Genomic DNA, 15,760 nt, shown 5'->3' with positions numbered 1-15,760 from the left:
ACTCGACCCCAAGCTAGCACCCTACGACTAGCGCATCTGGATCGCCGAGGCGTGCAATGGACAGTTCCGGGTTGCAACTTTTGGCTGAACCTGCAGAAAACCAACTGCTGTTGATCGGCGGCTATAACCCCTATTTGCTGTTTCTGGCCTGGCTGGTTGCCTGCACTGCCTGCGTGGCCACGATGAATCTGCTCGACCGCGCGGCCAATGCAGAAAAAGCAGCGGCAAAAACCGTTTGGCGATGGATCGGTGTCAGTTGCCTGACCATCGGTATCTGGGCCATGCACAGCATCTGCATGCTGGCTTTTTACTCCCCGCTCGACTCGCGCTACAACGCTGTCATCGCGCTGGGCTCATTACTGATTGCCCTGATCATTGTGCAATCGCTCAACAGCACCACCGCCTGGCGCTCAACCGGCGGCCTGCTCCATCAGTTTGGCAAGTATGCCCTGTGCATGCTTGCTGCAGGCGGCCTGCTCGGCACTCACTTCATCATTGGCGACACACTGGCGGGCAGTCCGGATACAGCCAGCAATAACTGGCAACTGGCCCTTGTGGTAGGCGTCATCGCCCTGCTGCTGATTGGCAGTTGCATCAGCGCCACGATTGTCGACAAGAAGCTGCAACTCAAGGAGCACGATCTGAGGCGCGTCAACGCCTTGCTCAGCCAGCTCGACCAGGCACGCGCGTCCTTGCAGCAAGTGGCGCATTTCGACCCGCTGACCAACCTGATCAACCGTCGTGGTTTCAATCAGCTGTTTGCTGAAAAACTCATCGACTGCGCCGCCAGGAACACCAGGCTTGCCGTGATGTTCCTCGACATAGACCACTTCAAACGCATCAATGACAGCCTGGGGCATGACGCCGGAGATGAACTGCTCAAGACCATTGCCACGCGCATCAAGCACGCCATCCGCAGCCACGATGACGTGGTTGCACGGTTTGGCGGTGACGAGTTCTGCATTCTGATCAACCTCAGCCAGCGCGATGAAGCGCAAAGCATGGCCCAGCGCATCATGCTCAAGCTCAAAGAGCCCATCGAGCTGTCAGGACGCCAGATGGTAATGACCACCAGCATTGGCATCAGCGTATTCCCTGAAGACGGCACCACCAGTGCAGAACTGCTCAAGCATGCCGATCTGGCGCTGTATCAGTCCAAGGGCAGCGGGCGTAACACCCTGAATTTTTTCAGCTCCAACCTCAAAACCCGGGCTTACCTGGAGCTGCAAATTGAAGAGGAGCTGCGCAATGCGCTGAATGAGGACAAGGGGCTGCTCCTGCATTACCAGCCCATCTTCGACCTCAAGAGTGGTCGGGTCGCCAAGCTGGAGGCCCTGGTGCGCTGGCAGCACCCTGAACACGGCTTGCTCGGCCCGGAGCGTTTTATCAGCATCGCCGAGGCCAACGGGCTGATCGCCAGGCTCGACCATTGGGTGTTGCGCAAAGCCTGCCATGATCTCGCCGCCCTCTCTCGCCTGGGCTGGCAGCACCTGGGCATTGCCGTGAATTGCTCGGCGCTGAGCCTGGTACGCATTGAGTTGGCCGACGAAATCGAAAACGCCCTGCGCACCTCCGGTATTAGTGCCCAACGACTGGAGCTGGAAGTCACGGAAAACGCCCTGATGTGCAATTTGAACAGCACCTCGCAGTTGCTGCGCCAGATCCGCGCGCTGGGCGTGTCACTGTCCATCGACGATTTCGGCACCGGCTATTCGTCCCTGGCCTACCTCAAGCGCCTGCCGCTCAACACCCTGAAAATCGATCGCTCCTTTATTCAGGACATACCGGCATCCAGCCAGGACATGGAAATCGTCCAGGCCATTATCCTCATGGCCCATACCCTGCACCTGCAGGTGGTCACCGAAGGCGTCGAAACCACCCGCCAGTTCGAGTTTCTCAACCAACTGGGCTGCGACTTCATCCAGGGCTACCTGCTCAGCCGCCCCGTCCCCTGCGAGGCGCTGCCAGACATTCTTCAACAACTCGACAACCGCCCGATACCCGCACCCGACCACGCCACCTTTGTGCTGACCAGCCAGTAGCGATACAGCCGGATCACAGGCATAAAAAAACGCCACAGTGGCAACTGTGGCGTTTCTCTACGGCATATTGCCACTACGCGAAAGCGGGTTACTGAGCTACACACTCCGGGCTCTTCACAGCAGTGCAAACAAATGCGCTGGTTTGGTGCGCAGGGTTATTTTTGCGCCCTTTCCTGGACCATCACCCACGGCGAAACCACTACAGCCCACAGCTGCGGGTCACGTTCAAGAACGTCTAGCGCCTGAGCTTCAGTCATCTTGCCAAGCAAGCCGGACGCCATCCAGGCCGAGACTTTCTCTGCATCATCCTGAGTCACGGCCTGCGCCGCTTCGATCAAGTCCAGCCCGGGTTCGACCCACAGCAAATCCCCTTTGGCAAAGAAGGGCTGCAGGGCTTTCCATTCAATAGTTGAGGTCTCGCCAAGCAGCTTGGCATAGAGGGTGCTAGGTTCTTGATTCATGGGTTTCACCGGGGAAAAAAATCGGCGTCATGATAACGCTGCACACCCGGTTGAAAAACCCGGCTTTTCAGGTAAGTCACGAGGAAAGAGCAGAGGGCCCGAGGCGGCAGTGTTGATGTGGCAACATTCTGATAACTATCAACCGCCAAACGCGCCGCTTTTATGTCTTTTTCTTTCGTTATAGCGACATTTCCTGTTTTTTCCCCCGCCAGCCAGCTATTCAAGCGCTGAATCGGCGCTCTACACTGTACCGGTACAGTTGCAGGGGGGATTGACCGGGAATTTCGCAACAAGAAGACCCGGTCCGGCTGCCTTGGCTTCCAGGACTATAAAAATTACAACAGAAGAGTGGAGCACCAATAAAGATGGCTACGAAGCAGATTACTAAACTGTTTGCCGCTATGGTTTTGGCCGGGTTTGCCAGCCATTCATTTGCCGCAGACACCATCAAGATCGGTATTGCCGGCCCTAAAACCGGGCCTCTGACTCAGTACGGCGACATGCAGTTCGCGGGCGCAAAAATGGCCATCGAACAAATCAACGCCAAGGGCGGCGTTGATGGCAAAAAACTTGAAGCCGTTGACTACGATGACGCCTGCGACCCGAAACAAGCGGTTGCCGTGGCCAACAAAGTGGTCAATGACGGTATCAAGTATGTTGTCGGGCACCTGTGCTCCAGCTCTACTCAGCCTGCTTCGGACATTTACGAAGACGAAGGCATCATCATGATTACCCCGGCCGCCACCGGCCCGGAAATCACCGCTCGTGGCTACAAGATGATCTTCCGCACCATCGGCCTGGACAGCGCCCAGGGCCCTGCCGCCGGTAATTACATCGCGGATCACGTCAAGCCGAAAGTCGTTGCGGTATTGCACGACAAACAGCAATACGGTGAAGGCATCGCCAGCGCCGTTAAAAAGACCCTCGAAGACAAAGGCATCAAGGTTGCTGTCTTTGAAGGCGTCAACGCGGGTGAAAAAGACTATTCCTCTGTCATCGCCAAGCTCAAGCAAGCCAACGTCGACTTCGTCTACTACGGCGGCTACCACCCTGAGCTGGGTCTGATCCTGCGTCAGGCCAAAGAGAAAGGCCTGAACGCCAAGTTCATGGGCCCTGAAGGTGTGGGCAACGAGTCCATCTCGCAAATCGCCCAGGGCGCCTCCGAGGGCCTGCTGGTTACCCTGCCAAAAGCCTTCGACGCCGATCCTGATAACAAGGCACTGGTTGACGCCTTCGCCGCCAAAAAGCAGGACCCTACCGGTCCATTCGTGTTCCCGGCCTACGCCGCAGTTGAAGTGATTGCCGGCGGTATCGAGCAGGCGAAAAGCGAAGACCCGGCCAAAGTCGCTGAAGCCATCCACAAAGGTACGTTCAAGACGCCTACCGGTAACCTGAAGTTTGACGCCAAAGGTGACGTGGAAGACTTCAAATTCGTAGTTTACGAATGGCACTTCGGCAAGCCGAAAACTGAAGTAAGCCCTCAGTAAGGGTCGGTTCCTGACCTGAAAACAAGCCCACTGCTCAAGCGGTGGGTTTTGTTTTACAGGCCCGCGGTTCATGGAAATGGGGCCGCGCTTTCGTGATCCGAAAGCCTGCCCACCTGAAAATCTTTAAAACCGTCACCAGCGGTTCGCTGGCAGAAGACCCGTGCTCCAAGTGGGTGAAAACCCATACGGCCCGGGCCGGAAAATGACTCCACCAGTGAAATGCGTCTCAGGTTTTTAGGAGCTTTGTAATGCCTGACATCTATCACTTCTTCCAAATGCTGGTTAACGGCCTCAACGTTGGCAGCACCTATGCCCTGATCGCCATCGGCTATACGATGGTCTACGGCATTATTGGAATGATCAACTTCGCCCACGGCGAGGTGTACATGATTGGTTCCTATATTGCGTTTATCGCCATCGCCGGCCTGACCATGATGGGTCTGGACAGCGTGCCACTGCTGCTGACTGCCGCGTTTATCGCCAGCATCGTGGTCACCAGTGCCTACGGCTACAGCATCGAACGGGTTGCCTACCGTCCCCTGCGCGGCAGTAATCGCTTGATCCCGCTGATCTCCGCGATCGGCATGTCGATCTTCCTGCAAAACACCGTGCTACTGGCACAAGACTCCAAAGACAAATCGATCCCCAACCTGATCCCCGGCGGCTTCACCTTTGGTCCTGGAGGCGCCAGCGAAGTTATCGTGTCCTACATGCAAATCGTGGTCTTCGTCGTCACGTTCCTGGCCATGCTCGGCCTCACCCTGTTCATCTCTCGCTCGCGCATGGGTCGCGCCTGCCGCGCCTGCGCCGAAGACATGAAGATGGCCAACCTGTTGGGCATCAACACCAACAACGTGATTGCCCTCACCTTTGTGATCGGTGCGGCCCTGGCGGCTGTTGCTGCGGTACTGATCAGCGTGCAATACGGCGTGATCAACCCCAACGCAGGTTTCCTGGTAGGCCTCAAAGCCTTTACCGCTGCGGTACTGGGCGGGATCGGCAGTATTCCTGGCGCGATGCTCGGTGGCCTGGTACTGGGTGTAGCGGAAGCCTTTGGTGCCGATATTTTCGGCGACCAGTACAAAGACGTTGTGGCTTTTGGCTTGCTGGTGCTGGTGTTGCTGTTCCGTCCGACCGGCATTCTGGGGCGTCCGGAGATTGAAAAAGTATGACTAGGAATCTTAAGTCGGCGCTCTTCAGCGCCCTGTTGGTCTGGGCCGTCGCCTACCCGGTACTCGGTCTGAAACTGACGATTGTCGGGATCAACATCGAAGTTCACAACACCAGCCCGTTGATCCTGAGCGTGATCGCGATCTGCTCCCTGCTGATGTTTGTGCGCGTGTTCTTCAACCAGCAACTGAGCACGGCCTGGAAAAACTCCCCCAGCCTGCCAAAAGTGCCTGCCAAGGCCACCAACTTCCTGACCCTGCCCAGCACCCAGCGCTGGATCATTCTCGGTCTGGTGGTGGTGGCACTGGTCTGGCCGTTCTACGGCTCGCGCGGCGCGGTGGACATTGCCACGCTGATCTTGATCTATGTGATGCTCGGCCTGGGCCTGAACATCGTGGTGGGCCTGGCGGGCCTGCTCGACCTGGGTTATGTGGGCTTCTATGCCGTGGGTGCCTACACCTACGCGCTGCTCTCGCATTACTTCGGCTGGAGCTTCTGGGTCTGCCTGCCGCTGGCCGGGATGATGACCGCCACCTTCGGCCTGCTGCTGGGCTTTCCGGTGCTGCGTCTGCGCGGTGACTACCTGGCCATCGTGACCCTGGGCTTCGGTGAAATCATCCGCCTGTTCCTGCGTAACCTGACCGATATCACCGGCGGGCCAAACGGCATCAGCAACATTCCCAAACCCACCTTGTTCGGTCTGAGCTTCGATAGGACCGCCGCCGAGGGCATGCAAACGTTCCACGAATACTTCGGTATCGCCTACAACTCGATCAACAAGGTGATTTTCCTCTACCTGATCGCGCTGGTGCTGGTGTTGCTGGTGCTGTTCGTGATCAACCGCCTGCTGCGCATGCCTATCGGCCGCGCCTGGGAAGCGCTGCGCGAAGACGAGATCGCCTGCCGTGCCCTGGGCCTGAACCCGACCGTGATCAAACTCTCGGCCTTCACCCTGGGCGCGACCTTCGCAGGTTTCGCCGGTAGCTTCTTTGCTGCACGCCAGGGCCTGGTGACACCGGAATCGTTCACCTTCCTTGAGTCGGCGATCATTCTGGCCATCGTGGTACTGGGCGGCATGGGCTCGCAACTGGGGGTTATCCTGGCCGCCGTGGTGATGATCCTGCTGCCGGAAATGATGCGTGAATTCAGCGAATACCGGATGCTGCTGTTCGGAGCCCTGATGGTGCTGATGATGATCTGGCGTCCGCAAGGTCTGCTGCCTATGCAACGTCCTCACCTGGAGCTGCGAAAATGAGCCGCGAGTTACTCAAAGTCAGCGGCCTGAGCATGCGCTTTGGCGGCTTGTTGGCGGTGAACGGCGTAGCCCTGACCGTCAAGGAAAAACAGGTGGTGTCGATGATCGGCCCTAACGGTGCCGGCAAGACCACCGTATTCAACTGCCTGACCGGCTTCTACAAGCCGTCAGCCGGCAGCATCGTGCTCGATGGCGAGTCCATTGAAGGCTTGCCGGGCCATGAAATTGCGCGCAAGGGCGTGGTGCGCACCTTCCAGAACGTGCGCCTGTTCAAGGACATGACGGCGGTGGAAAACCTGCTGATTGCCCAGCATCGCCACCTCAACACCAACTTCCTGTCGGGCCTGTTCAAGACCCCGTCATTTCGCAAAAGCGAACGTGACGCCCTGGACTACGCCGCGTACTGGCTGGACAAGGTCAACCTGACCGAGTTCGCCAACCGCCCGGCGGGCACCCTGGCCTACGGCCAGCAACGCCGCCTGGAAATCGCCCGTTGCATGATGACCCGCCCGCGGATCCTGATGCTCGATGAACCGGCGGCAGGTCTGAACCCCAAGGAAACCGAAGACCTCAAGGCCCTGATCAGCGTCTTGCGCAACGAACACAACGCCACCGTGCTGCTGATTGAGCACGACATGAAACTGGTCATGAGCATTTCCGACCATATCGTGGTGATCAACCAGGGCACGCCTTTGGCAGACGGGACGCCGGAACAGATCCGCGACAACCCTGAAGTGATCAAAGCCTATTTGGGGGAAGCGTAAAATGCTGCAATTTGAAAACGTTTCGACCTTTTACGGCAAGATCCAGGCCCTGCACAGTGTCAATGTGGAAGTACGCCAGGGCGAAATCGTCACCTTGATCGGCGCCAACGGTGCGGGCAAATCGACCCTGATGATGACCCTGTGCGGCTCGCCGCAAGCCCATAGCGGCAGCATCCGTTACCTGGGCGAAGAGCTGGTGGGGTTGAGTTCGGCGCAGATCATGCGCAAAAGCATCGCCGTTGTACCCGAAGGGCGTCGGGTGTTTGCCCGTTTGACCGTGGAAGAGAACCTCGCCATGGGCGGGTTCTTTACCGAAAAACGGGAATATGAGGAGCAAATGGACAAGGTCCTGCACCTGTTCCCGCGCCTGAAGGAGCGCTTTACCCAACGCGGCGGCACCATGTCCGGTGGCGAGCAGCAAATGCTCGCCATTGGCCGGGCGCTGATGAGCAAGCCCAAGCTGCTGTTGCTTGATGAGCCATCCCTGGGGTTGGCACCGATCATCATCCAGCAGATCTTCGACATCATCGAGCAACTGCGTAAAGAGGGTGTAACGGTGTTCCTGGTGGAGCAAAACGCCAACCAGGCACTGAAAATTGCCGACCGTGCCTATGTGCTGGAAAACGGCCGGGTGGTGATGCAAGGCACCGGTGAGCAATTGCTCAACGACCCTAAAGTGCGTGACGCTTACCTGGGCGGCTAAAGCTGCCGGCATAACAGAACGGCCCTTAGGGGCCGTTTTTTTTGCCCGGGGTTCGGGTTAAAGCTGGTCGATGGCCTCACCACTGCGCTGGAACCAGCCCACCAGGTAATCCGCCAAAACCTGCGTGCGCTTGGGCAACCCACCCTGATAGGGATGCACCAGGTACATGGGGTTGCTGCGGGTTTGATAGTCACGCAGTAACCCGCGCAAGCGCCCATCGGCCAACTCACTGCTGAGCATATACGACGGCAAGCGGGCGATACCGGCACCGATCACTGCGGCCTTTTTCAGCAGGCTGTAATGGTTGCTGGCAAACGGCCCCGAGACCCGTACCCGGTGCAGTTCATGCTGACGGTGGTACTGCCATTCTTCGCGGCCGCTGTAGTGGCTGTTGAGCAGGCAACGGTGCTCGGCCAGTTGTTGCGGTGCCGTTGGCTCACCGTATTGCAGCAGATACTCAGGGCTGGCACAGGTGATTTCGTGCCAGTTGAGCACCTGTTTGGCCACCAGCCGCTCGTGACTGGCCACCTGCGAACGGATCGCCAGGTCAAACCCTTCCCGCGCCATGTCACGGTAGCTGTTGTTGAGTTCCAGCTCGATCTGCACCTGCGGGTATTCACTGGAGAACTCCATCAGCAGCGAATCAAAGAAGGTTTCGCCCAAGGATACCGGCACCGTCATGCGTACCGGGCCGACCATATCGTCCTTCAACCGGGCCAATGCCTGACGTGCCCTTTCCACTTGCACCACCAGCGCCCGGGCTTGCGGCAATAACGCCGCGCCTGCGGCAGTCAGGCTCAAGCGCCGGGTGGTGCGGTGCAACAACACCACGGAAAACTGCGCTTCCAACTGACTGATGCGCTTGGACAGCTGCCCTTTACTGCACCCCAGTTGCTGGGCGGCCAGGGTAAAGCTGCCGGCGTCAATCAGCACCGCGAACGCCGCCAGGTCATCCATTTCGCTCATGGATTGTTTCCATATGAAAACCAAAGGTTGCCTATTAGTGCGCTTATCGCAGCAAAAAACCACTACTAGACTGAGTGCTTCTCTTATCCAAATAGGCACGCACCATGAAAATCCTGTTGATCGGCGCTCACGGCACCATTGGTTCAGCCATTCACCGCGAATTGTCGCCACGCCATGAGATCGTCGAAATTGGGCGAAAAAGCGGCCATTATCAGGTCGATATCAGCGACAGTGCCTCCATCCGCCAGCTCTTTGAGCAAACCGGGCGCTTCGATGCGTTGATCTGTGCTGCGGGCAACGTCAAGTTCGCCGCCCTGGCTGAAATGAACGAGAACGATTTTGCCCTGGGCCTGCAGGACAAGCTGATGGGACAGGTCAACCTGCTGTTGATCGGTCGCGAATATGCCAACGATGGCGCCTCGTTCACCTTCACCAGTGGCGTGATCAACCGCGAGCCGATTCGCACCGGCAGTTCGGCGGCATTGGTCAACGCGGCACTGGACGGTTTTGTCAAAGCGGCTGCCATTGAGTTGCCACGCGGGCTGCGCGTCAACTCGGTGAGCCCGACGGTGCTGGAAGAGGCGATGGACAAATACGCGCCCTACTTCCGTGGGTTCAAGCCTGTGGCCGGTGCCGATGTAGCTTTGGCCTACGCCAAAAGTGTCGAAGGCCTGCAAACCGGGCAAACCTACATCGTGGGCTGAGCAAAACCTGTGGGAGCGGGCTTGCTCGCGATGGCAACACTGCGGTTTAACTGAAAGACTGCGCCGCCTGCATCGCGAGCAAGCCCGCTCCCACATCAATCGGGCCAGCCCCCTTGTGATGCATCGCGAGGCTGAGTAACGTGGCGACACCCTTCAGGAGTGCCCAAGATGCGTGTTGTCCGTCCCTTAGTTTTGTTCGCCTTGCTGCCCGTGTTTGCCGGTTGCCAGATGTTCAGCAGCAAACCCGTCGATACCACCGCCGGTCAAACCCGCCTGCAGGGCGAGCTGGTATCGGCCAATGACCAGTGGGTGTTCCAGCCGTGTGTCGGCCAACAGCGCTATGTGGTGCGTGACAGCGCCAACACCACCCTGGTGCAGGACGCGTCTTACATGCCCAATAAACCGGGCAAATTGTTCGCCGATCTGCGCGGCAACTTTGTGGCCAGCAAAACACCTGGCGCAGAGGGTGAAGTGCTGGTGCAACAGCTCTATCGCCTGGAGCGCAACAGCAGCGCCTGCCAGGACCCTAATTTCAAGCAACTGACCGTACACGCCAACGGCAACGGCCCGGCCTGGGAAGTGCAAGCCGGCGGCAAGGGCATGGTGCTCAAACGCGAAGGCCAGCCTGACCTGGCCCTGCCCTACGTTGAAGAACAGGTCGGCGATGGCCGCTTCTCCCTGTCCACCGAAGCCAACAACCAGCGCATCGAGCTGTGGGTGGCTCCGCAACGCTGCACCGACAGTGCCAATGGCAGCGTGCAGCACCTGGGCGCCGAGCTGCGGATCAACGGGCAAGTGCAGCGCGGCTGCGGTTATTTTGGTGGCGCGCGTAACGACTGATCGATAACTGTTACCGCAAATTTCCCCAAAGCAGCTTACAATTGCCGGTTCTGCCAGGGTTTACCTGGCCCCCCGATACTGGACACTGTCAATGTTACGAATCACCGAACTCAAGCTGCCAATCGACCATCCCGAAGAAGACCTGCGCCCTGCCATCCTGCAGCGCCTGGGCATCGAAAGTGATGACCTGCTCGATTTCACCTTGTTCAAGCGCAGCTACGATGCGCGTAAAAAATCGTCGGAACTGTGCTTTATCTACACCATTGACCTGAGCGTGCGCGATGAAGCGCCGTTGCTGCTCAAGTTCGCCGACGATCGTAACGTCAATCCAGCACCGGACGTCAGCTACAACGTGGTAGGCCAGGCACCGCAGGATCTGAGCGAGCGCCCGATTGTGGTCGGCTTTGGCCCCTGCGGTATTTTCGCCGGGCTGCTGTTGGCCCAGATGGGCTTCAAGCCGATCATTCTTGAGCGCGGCACCGAAGTTCGCCAGCGCACCAAGGACACCTGGGGCCTGTGGCGTAAAAACGTGCTCAACCCCGAATCCAACGTGCAGTTCGGCGAAGGCGGCGCGGGCACGTTCTCCGACGGCAAGCTCTACAGCCAGATCAAGGACCCCAAGCACCACGGTCGCAAGGTGCTGCACGAGTTCGTCAAGGCCGGTGCGCCGGACGAAATCCTCTACGTCAGCAAGCCGCATATCGGCACCTTCCGTCTGACCGGCGTCGTGGAAAACATGCGCCAGCAGATCATCGCCCTGGGCGGCGAAGTGCGCTTCCAGCAACGTGTCACCGATGTGCTGATCGATAACGGCCAACTGACCGGCGTGGTGCTGGCCGACGGCGAGCAACTGAACTCCCGCCACGTCATCATGGCGCTGGGCCATAGCGCTCGCGACACGTTCCGCATGCTCCACGATCGTGGCGTGTATATGGAAGCCAAGCCGTTCTCGGTAGGTTTCCGTATCGAACACCCGCAGTCGTTGATCGACAGCGCGCGCCTGGGCAAGTACGCCGGCCACCCGAAACTGGGCGCTGCCGATTACAAGCTGGTGCACCACGCCAAAAACGGCCGCTCGGTCTACAGCTTCTGCATGTGCCCGGGTGGCACCGTGGTTGCAGCCACCAGCGAACCCGGCCGCGTTGTGACCAACGGTATGAGCCAGTACTCGCGTAACGAGCGCAATGCCAACTCGGGCATCGTGGTCGGCATTACGCCGGAAGACTACCCGGGCGGGCCATTGGCCGGCATCGAGCTGCAAGAGCGCCTCGAATCCCACGCCTATGTGCTGGGCGGCAGCAACTACGAAGCTCCGGCACAACTGGTCGGTGACTTTATTGCGGGCAAACCGTCCACGGCCCTGGGCAGCGTCGAGCCGTCCTACAAGCCGGGTGTGTCCCTGGGTGACCTGGCCCTGGCTTTGCCGGACTTCGCCATTGAAGCCATCCGTGAAGCCTTGCCGGCCTTCGAGAAGCAGATCAAGGGCTTCTCGATGCACGACGCCATTCTCACCGGCATCGAGACCCGTACCTCGTCGGCGCTGCGCATGACCCGCGATGCGTCGATGCAGAGCCTCAACGTCAAGGGCCTGTTCCCGGCGGGTGAAGGTGCTGGCTACGCTGGCGGGATTCTGTCGGCCGGTGTTGACGGCATCCGGATTGCCGAAGCCGTGGCTCGCGACATTCTGGGTATCGAAGCCTAGGCTTTGACCCGGCAGGGGCTGTACCCCTGAGATGTGGGAGCGGGCTTGCTCGCGATACAGACGCTGCGGTCTGCCTGGCAAACCGTGGTGTATGCATCGCGAGCAAGCCCGCTCCCACATCATTATCGGCCTCCTTTTGCTCGAGCGTGAGCAAGAGGACAGGCTTGAAGCCTGCGGAAAAACCAGTAAAACCCAACAAAACTGGGATATTTCCTACAGATCCCACAGGCACAAAACAGACTCAATTTGACACACAACTGCTAGGCTCTTGAGCGGTGTGTGAGCACGCCTGTGCTTATAACAAAAAAGAATATAGTTTTTGTTTTAACCACTAACCCCACGGGTTAGGGTGTCGCACCTTTTACCTAATTGATGGAGAGCGACCTTGCCTCTGCGTAGCACTTTCACTCGTTTCTTTCAGTTGGAAGCTGCCAGCGGTCTGCTGTTGATTGCCGCGGCCGCTCTGGCTCTGATCGTCAATAACTCACCGCTTTCCCATTACTACACGGCCTTTCTGGACGTGCCGGTAGCGGTGCAAATCGGCGCCCTGCAAATTGCCAAGCCTTCGCTGCTGTGGATCAACGATGGCCTGATGGCCTTGTTCTTTCTGCTGATCGGCCTGGAGGTCAAGCGCGAACTGCTCGAAGGCCAGCTGTCCAAGCCCTCGCAGGTGGTGTTGCCCGGCGCAGCGGCCATCGGCGGCATGGTGGTACCGGCACTGATCTACTGGTTCATCAACAAGGATTACCCGGACGCACTCGGCGGCTGGGCCATCCCGATGGCCACGGATATTGCCTTCGCTCTCGGCGTGCTGGCTCTGCTGGGCAAGCGTGTGCCGGTGTCGCTCAAGCTGTTTCTGATGACCCTGGCGATTATCGACGACCTGGGGGCGATCATCGTGATTGCGGTGTTTTACTCCAGCGAACTGTCGGGCGTGTCCCTGCTGCTGGCAGCAGCCTGCCTGATCGTGCTGATAGCCATGAACCGCATGGGGGTGATCAAGGTCGCGCCTTACATGATCGTCGGCCTGATCCTCTGGGTGTGCGTGCTCAAAAGTGGCGTGCATGCCACGCTGGCAGGGGTGACGCTGGCGTTCTGCATCCCGTTGCGCACCAAAAACTCCGAAACTTCACCGTTAATGACCATTGAGCACGCCCTGCATCCCTGGGTGGCTTACGCGATCCTGCCGCTGTTTGCCTTCGCCAATGCCGGCGTATCACTGTCGGGTGTCAGCCTGCACAGCTTTGTCAGCCATGTGCCGATGGGCATTGCGGCAGGCTTGCTGATCGGCAAAACCCTGGGCGTGTTCGGCCTCACCTGGATCGCCATCAAGACCGGCATGGCCGCCCTGCCCGCAGGCGCTAACTGGGGCCAGGTGTTTGGCGTGGCCATCTTGTGCGGTATCGGCTTCACCATGAGCCTGTTTGTCGGCTCACTGGCGTTCGTCGCAGGTAGCGATTATGTGGGCATGGACCGCATGGGCATCCTCACCGGCTCAATCCTCGCTGCACTGCTCGGCTATGGCGTTACGCTGTTCTTCAGCCGTAAACAAGCGGTGGCGTAACCCCACCCTACTGTGGGAGCGAGCCTGCTCACGAAGGTCTCAGAGCATCGCGAGCAGGCTCGCTCCCACAGAGGCACAGCTCGCTTGAGTGAATCGCCAATAGAGATAAACGTGGTCGATAAAATGCAGATTGTGCAATACGCCGGCATCACGGTGATGTTCCCGGCAGCACTGGTGATTGCGGTATGGCTGTGGCTGGGTGCCTCCCGAAAAATCGCCTTGCTGTGGATGGGCGTGCTGGTAACGGCCTACCTGGTGGTGGGCGCCAGCAAGATCCTGTTCAAGGGCTGGGGCATTGGCCTGCATGAGCTGGGCATTGCCGTGTTCAGCGGTCACGCCATGAACGCTTGCCTGGTCTTCACCGTGCTGCTCAACCTGCTGTGCCAGCAGCTGGATCCGCGCTTGCGCTGGCCTGCGCTCGGGGTCGGGTTGCTGGCGACCTGGTGGTTCGCCATCCACTACGTCGCCCACACCATCCACCCGTTGCCGGAGGCCATCGCCGGCGCCCTGATAGGCTCGGTTGCCGCCTGCGTGTTTGTGTTGTGCCTCAAGCCATACAACGTCAGCCACGTCCCTCGGCCCGCTCTGACACTGGGGCTGGCCGTGGTCATTGCGTTCAGCTGCATGCCCAAGTACACGGCAGAGCGCTTGCTGGACCGTATCGCCATCACCCTGTCAGGGGCACCACAGGCCTTCAGGCACTCGTCCTGAGCTGTTTTGCAGGCATAAAAAACCCCGGCCAGTTCGCACTGGCCGGGGTTTTGTTTGTACGCTGTACCGGTTTTACTGGGTAACGCGGCTGGTGCCGTCAACGGTCATGATGCGCACGCGCTCACCGGTACGGAATACCTGGTTCGGCTCAACCTGCTGCACATAGGCGCGGGTGCTGCCGTCGTCTTCACGCACGGTGATTTCTACACCCTGGGTCTTGGTCAGGCCCGACTCGGCTGCCGAACCCAGCAGGCCACCCGCCACTGCGCCGATAACGGCGGTAACGATGCTGCCACGGCCGCCACCGATGGCGCTGCCACCCACGCCGCCGATGACCGCACCGGTTGCCGCGCCGATTGGGGTCTTGGTGCCTTCGATCTGTACAGGGCGCAGGGCAACGATGGTGCCCATACGAACGGTCTGCACACGTCGGGCTTCGTCACGCGAATAGCTGTCGCCGGTCAAGTTGGAGGTGCAGCCGCCCAACAAGACAGTCATGGTAGAAAAAGCAGCAACCAACAGTACGGACTTACGCATAGGATCAACTCCAAAATATCAGGGATTCATTAAACTCCGCAGCCGCAAACCTGTCACGGTACAGCGCGGATAAAAGGCCTTTATTCAGCATCTGTACAGTAAAAACAGCGCTGCAGGCCACTTCAAAACTTCGCAAAGCGTAGCGCGTAATAGCCAGTTTGCATGACGCACCCTGGTGCCGAGGGTGCCTTCAGGGCGCCAGGCGCTCACGCACCCAGTCAGCACCTTGGCGCCGATAATTGAGGCGGTCGTGCAAGCGGCTGGGGCGCCCCTGCCAAAACTCGATACGTTCCGGCAACAAACGGTAGCCACCCCAGTGTTCGGGGCAATGGGGCTGGCTGTCACTGAAGCGCGCTTCGGTGGCCTTGAGCAGCTCGACCAGCGCATCACGATCAGCAATCACCTGGCTTTGCGGCGAAGCCCAGGCCCCGATCCGGCTGCCCAGGGGGCGCACCTGATAGTAGGCATCGGACTCTTGCGCGGTGACCTTGACCACCTGCCCTTCGATGCGTACCTGACGCTCCAGGGTAGGCCAGAAAAAGGTCATGGCCGCAAACGGGCGCTCGCTCAATTGCTGGCCCTTGGCGCTGGTGTAATTGGTGAAAAAGGTAAAACCCTGTTCATCCAGCCCCTTGAGCAGCAACACCCGGCAATGCGGGCGCCCTTGAGCATCCACCGTGGCCAGGGTCATGGCATTGGCCTCGACCGGAGGTTGCTCGGTCTTGACCGCGTCGCCGAACCACTGATGAAACAGCGCAAAAGGCTCGGCCGGGGCCTGAGCCTCGGCCAGCCCGTCACGGGTGTAGTCTCGTCGCATATCCGCCAGTGCTTGAGTCATGCCCCAATCCTTCCTT

Annotated in this window: 16 protein-coding genes; 11 read left to right on the top strand and 5 right to left on the bottom strand. The window is 59.0% G+C overall.

The features are described from left to right. Positions 1-56: 56 nt before the first annotated feature. The gene (locus BFC21_RS24205) at positions 57-2,042 is read left to right on the top strand and encodes an EAL domain-containing protein (RefSeq protein ID WP_088379141.1); all 1,986 of its coding nucleotides are present in this window, start codon (positions 57-59) and stop codon (positions 2,040-2,042) included. A 155-nt stretch (positions 2,043-2,197) separates the two neighbouring features. Here BFC21_RS24205 and BFC21_RS24200 read toward each other — a convergent pair whose 3' ends face one another. Together BFC21_RS24200 and BFC21_RS27350 are read right to left on the bottom strand one after the other, a co-directional pair. Further along, positions 2,198-2,503 (bottom strand): DUF2288 domain-containing protein, encoded by a 306-nt coding sequence (locus BFC21_RS24200; protein WP_016779739.1) that lies wholly within the window; start codon positions 2,501-2,503, stop codon positions 2,198-2,200. Between the two features lie 5 nt (positions 2,504-2,508). Beyond that, the gene (locus tag BFC21_RS27350) at positions 2,509-2,727 is read right to left on the bottom strand and encodes a hypothetical protein (RefSeq protein WP_157700502.1); all 219 of its coding nucleotides are present in this window, start codon (positions 2,725-2,727) and stop codon (positions 2,509-2,511) included. A 135-nt stretch (positions 2,728-2,862) separates the two neighbouring features. On the opposite strand from BFC21_RS27350, the gene BFC21_RS24195 reads away from it, so the two are divergent. From BFC21_RS24195 to BFC21_RS24175, 5 genes are all read left to right on the top strand, one after another. Further along, positions 2,863-3,990, top strand: a complete 1,128-nt coding sequence (locus tag BFC21_RS24195) for a branched-chain amino acid ABC transporter substrate-binding protein (protein ID WP_088379140.1) — start codon at positions 2,863-2,865, stop codon at positions 3,988-3,990. A 248-nt stretch (positions 3,991-4,238) separates the two neighbouring features. Then, positions 4,239-5,162: a high-affinity branched-chain amino acid ABC transporter permease LivH gene (gene livH / locus BFC21_RS24190; RefSeq protein ID WP_016779736.1), complete on the top strand. Its 924-nt coding sequence runs from the start codon at positions 4,239-4,241 to the stop codon at positions 5,160-5,162. After that, positions 5,159-6,415 carry a high-affinity branched-chain amino acid ABC transporter permease LivM gene (locus BFC21_RS24185; protein WP_016779735.1) on the top strand — a complete coding sequence of 419 codons (1,257 nt, stop codon included), beginning with the start codon at positions 5,159-5,161 and terminating at the stop codon, positions 6,413-6,415. Before livH ends, BFC21_RS24185 begins: the two co-directional genes overlap by 4 nt. After that, on the top strand, positions 6,412-7,179 hold the full coding sequence (gene livG / locus BFC21_RS24180) for a high-affinity branched-chain amino acid ABC transporter ATP-binding protein LivG (protein WP_016779734.1): 768 nt from the start codon (positions 6,412-6,414) through the stop codon (positions 7,177-7,179). Before BFC21_RS24185 ends, livG begins: the two co-directional genes overlap by 4 nt. Position 7,180: 1 nt before the next feature. Further along, positions 7,181-7,882, top strand: coding sequence for an ABC transporter ATP-binding protein (locus tag BFC21_RS24175; protein WP_016779733.1), 702 nt, complete (start codon positions 7,181-7,183; stop codon positions 7,880-7,882). Between the two features lie 57 nt (positions 7,883-7,939). On the opposite strand, the gene BFC21_RS24170 is transcribed toward BFC21_RS24175, so the two are convergent. Then, complete coding sequence (locus BFC21_RS24170; RefSeq protein ID WP_088379139.1) at positions 7,940-8,848, bottom strand: LysR family transcriptional regulator; 909 nt, start codon at positions 8,846-8,848, stop codon at positions 7,940-7,942. A gap of 104 nt (positions 8,849-8,952) precedes the next feature. On the opposite strand from BFC21_RS24170, the gene BFC21_RS24165 reads away from it, so the two are divergent. From BFC21_RS24165 to BFC21_RS24140, 5 genes are all read left to right on the top strand, one after another. Beyond that, positions 8,953-9,552, top strand: a complete 600-nt coding sequence (locus tag BFC21_RS24165) for a short chain dehydrogenase (protein ID WP_088379138.1) — start codon at positions 8,953-8,955, stop codon at positions 9,550-9,552. A gap of 168 nt (positions 9,553-9,720) precedes the next feature. After that, positions 9,721-10,392, top strand: a complete 672-nt coding sequence (locus tag BFC21_RS24155; RefSeq protein ID WP_088379137.1) for a COG3650 family protein — start codon at positions 9,721-9,723, stop codon at positions 10,390-10,392. 91 nt (positions 10,393-10,483) lie between these two features. Then, positions 10,484-12,094, top strand: coding sequence for an NAD(P)/FAD-dependent oxidoreductase (locus BFC21_RS24150; protein ID WP_120266583.1), 1,611 nt, complete (start codon positions 10,484-10,486; stop codon positions 12,092-12,094). Between the two features lie 385 nt (positions 12,095-12,479). Continuing rightward, on the top strand, positions 12,480-13,658 hold the full coding sequence (gene nhaA, locus BFC21_RS24145; RefSeq protein WP_088379135.1) for a Na+/H+ antiporter NhaA: 1,179 nt from the start codon (positions 12,480-12,482) through the stop codon (positions 13,656-13,658). A gap of 111 nt (positions 13,659-13,769) precedes the next feature. Next, the gene (locus tag BFC21_RS24140; protein ID WP_095005355.1) at positions 13,770-14,369 is read left to right on the top strand and encodes a hypothetical protein; all 600 of its coding nucleotides are present in this window, start codon (positions 13,770-13,772) and stop codon (positions 14,367-14,369) included. Positions 14,370-14,441: 72 nt separating this feature from the next. On the opposite strand, the gene BFC21_RS24135 is transcribed toward BFC21_RS24140, so the two are convergent. Further along, the gene (locus tag BFC21_RS24135) at positions 14,442-14,906 is read right to left on the bottom strand and encodes a glycine zipper 2TM domain-containing protein (protein WP_083369803.1); all 465 of its coding nucleotides are present in this window, start codon (positions 14,904-14,906) and stop codon (positions 14,442-14,444) included. A 190-nt stretch (positions 14,907-15,096) separates the two neighbouring features. Then, positions 15,097-15,744: a pyridoxamine 5'-phosphate oxidase gene (pdxH, locus tag BFC21_RS24130; RefSeq protein ID WP_088379133.1), complete on the bottom strand. Its 648-nt coding sequence runs from the start codon at positions 15,742-15,744 to the stop codon at positions 15,097-15,099. Positions 15,745-15,760: the final 16 nt, after the last annotated feature.

It is taken from the genome of Pseudomonas sp. TMW 2.1634 (assembly GCF_001703595.1).
Classification (GTDB): Bacteria; Pseudomonadota; Gammaproteobacteria; order Pseudomonadales; family Pseudomonadaceae; genus Aquipseudomonas; species Aquipseudomonas fragi.
The sequence above is the reverse complement of the archived record's forward strand: the minus strand, read 5'-3'. Positions and strand labels throughout refer to the sequence as shown.

Coding starts and splice junctions, on each gene's coding strand:
- BFC21_RS24205 (WP_088379141.1), top strand. CDS start 57: ATGGACAGTTCCGGGTTGCAACTTTTGGCTGAACCTGCAGAAAACCAA.
- BFC21_RS24200 (WP_016779739.1), bottom strand. CDS start 2,503: ATGAATCAAGAACCTAGCACCCTCTATGCCAAGCTGCTTGGCGAGACC.
- livH (WP_016779736.1), top strand. CDS start 4,239: ATGCCTGACATCTATCACTTCTTCCAAATGCTGGTTAACGGCCTCAAC.
- BFC21_RS24185 (WP_016779735.1), top strand. CDS start 5,159: ATGACTAGGAATCTTAAGTCGGCGCTCTTCAGCGCCCTGTTGGTCTGG.
- livG (WP_016779734.1), top strand. CDS start 6,412: ATGAGCCGCGAGTTACTCAAAGTCAGCGGCCTGAGCATGCGCTTTGGC.
- BFC21_RS24175 (WP_016779733.1), top strand. CDS start 7,181: ATGCTGCAATTTGAAAACGTTTCGACCTTTTACGGCAAGATCCAGGCC.
- BFC21_RS24170 (WP_088379139.1), bottom strand. CDS start 8,848: ATGAGCGAAATGGATGACCTGGCGGCGTTCGCGGTGCTGATTGACGCC.
- BFC21_RS24165 (WP_088379138.1), top strand. CDS start 8,953: ATGAAAATCCTGTTGATCGGCGCTCACGGCACCATTGGTTCAGCCATT.
- BFC21_RS24155 (WP_088379137.1), top strand. CDS start 9,721: ATGCGTGTTGTCCGTCCCTTAGTTTTGTTCGCCTTGCTGCCCGTGTTT.
- BFC21_RS24150 (WP_120266583.1), top strand. CDS start 10,484: ATGTTACGAATCACCGAACTCAAGCTGCCAATCGACCATCCCGAAGAA.
- BFC21_RS24135 (WP_083369803.1), bottom strand. CDS start 14,906: ATGCGTAAGTCCGTACTGTTGGTTGCTGCTTTTTCTACCATGACTGTC.
- pdxH (WP_088379133.1), bottom strand. CDS start 15,744: ATGACTCAAGCACTGGCGGATATGCGACGAGACTACACCCGTGACGGG.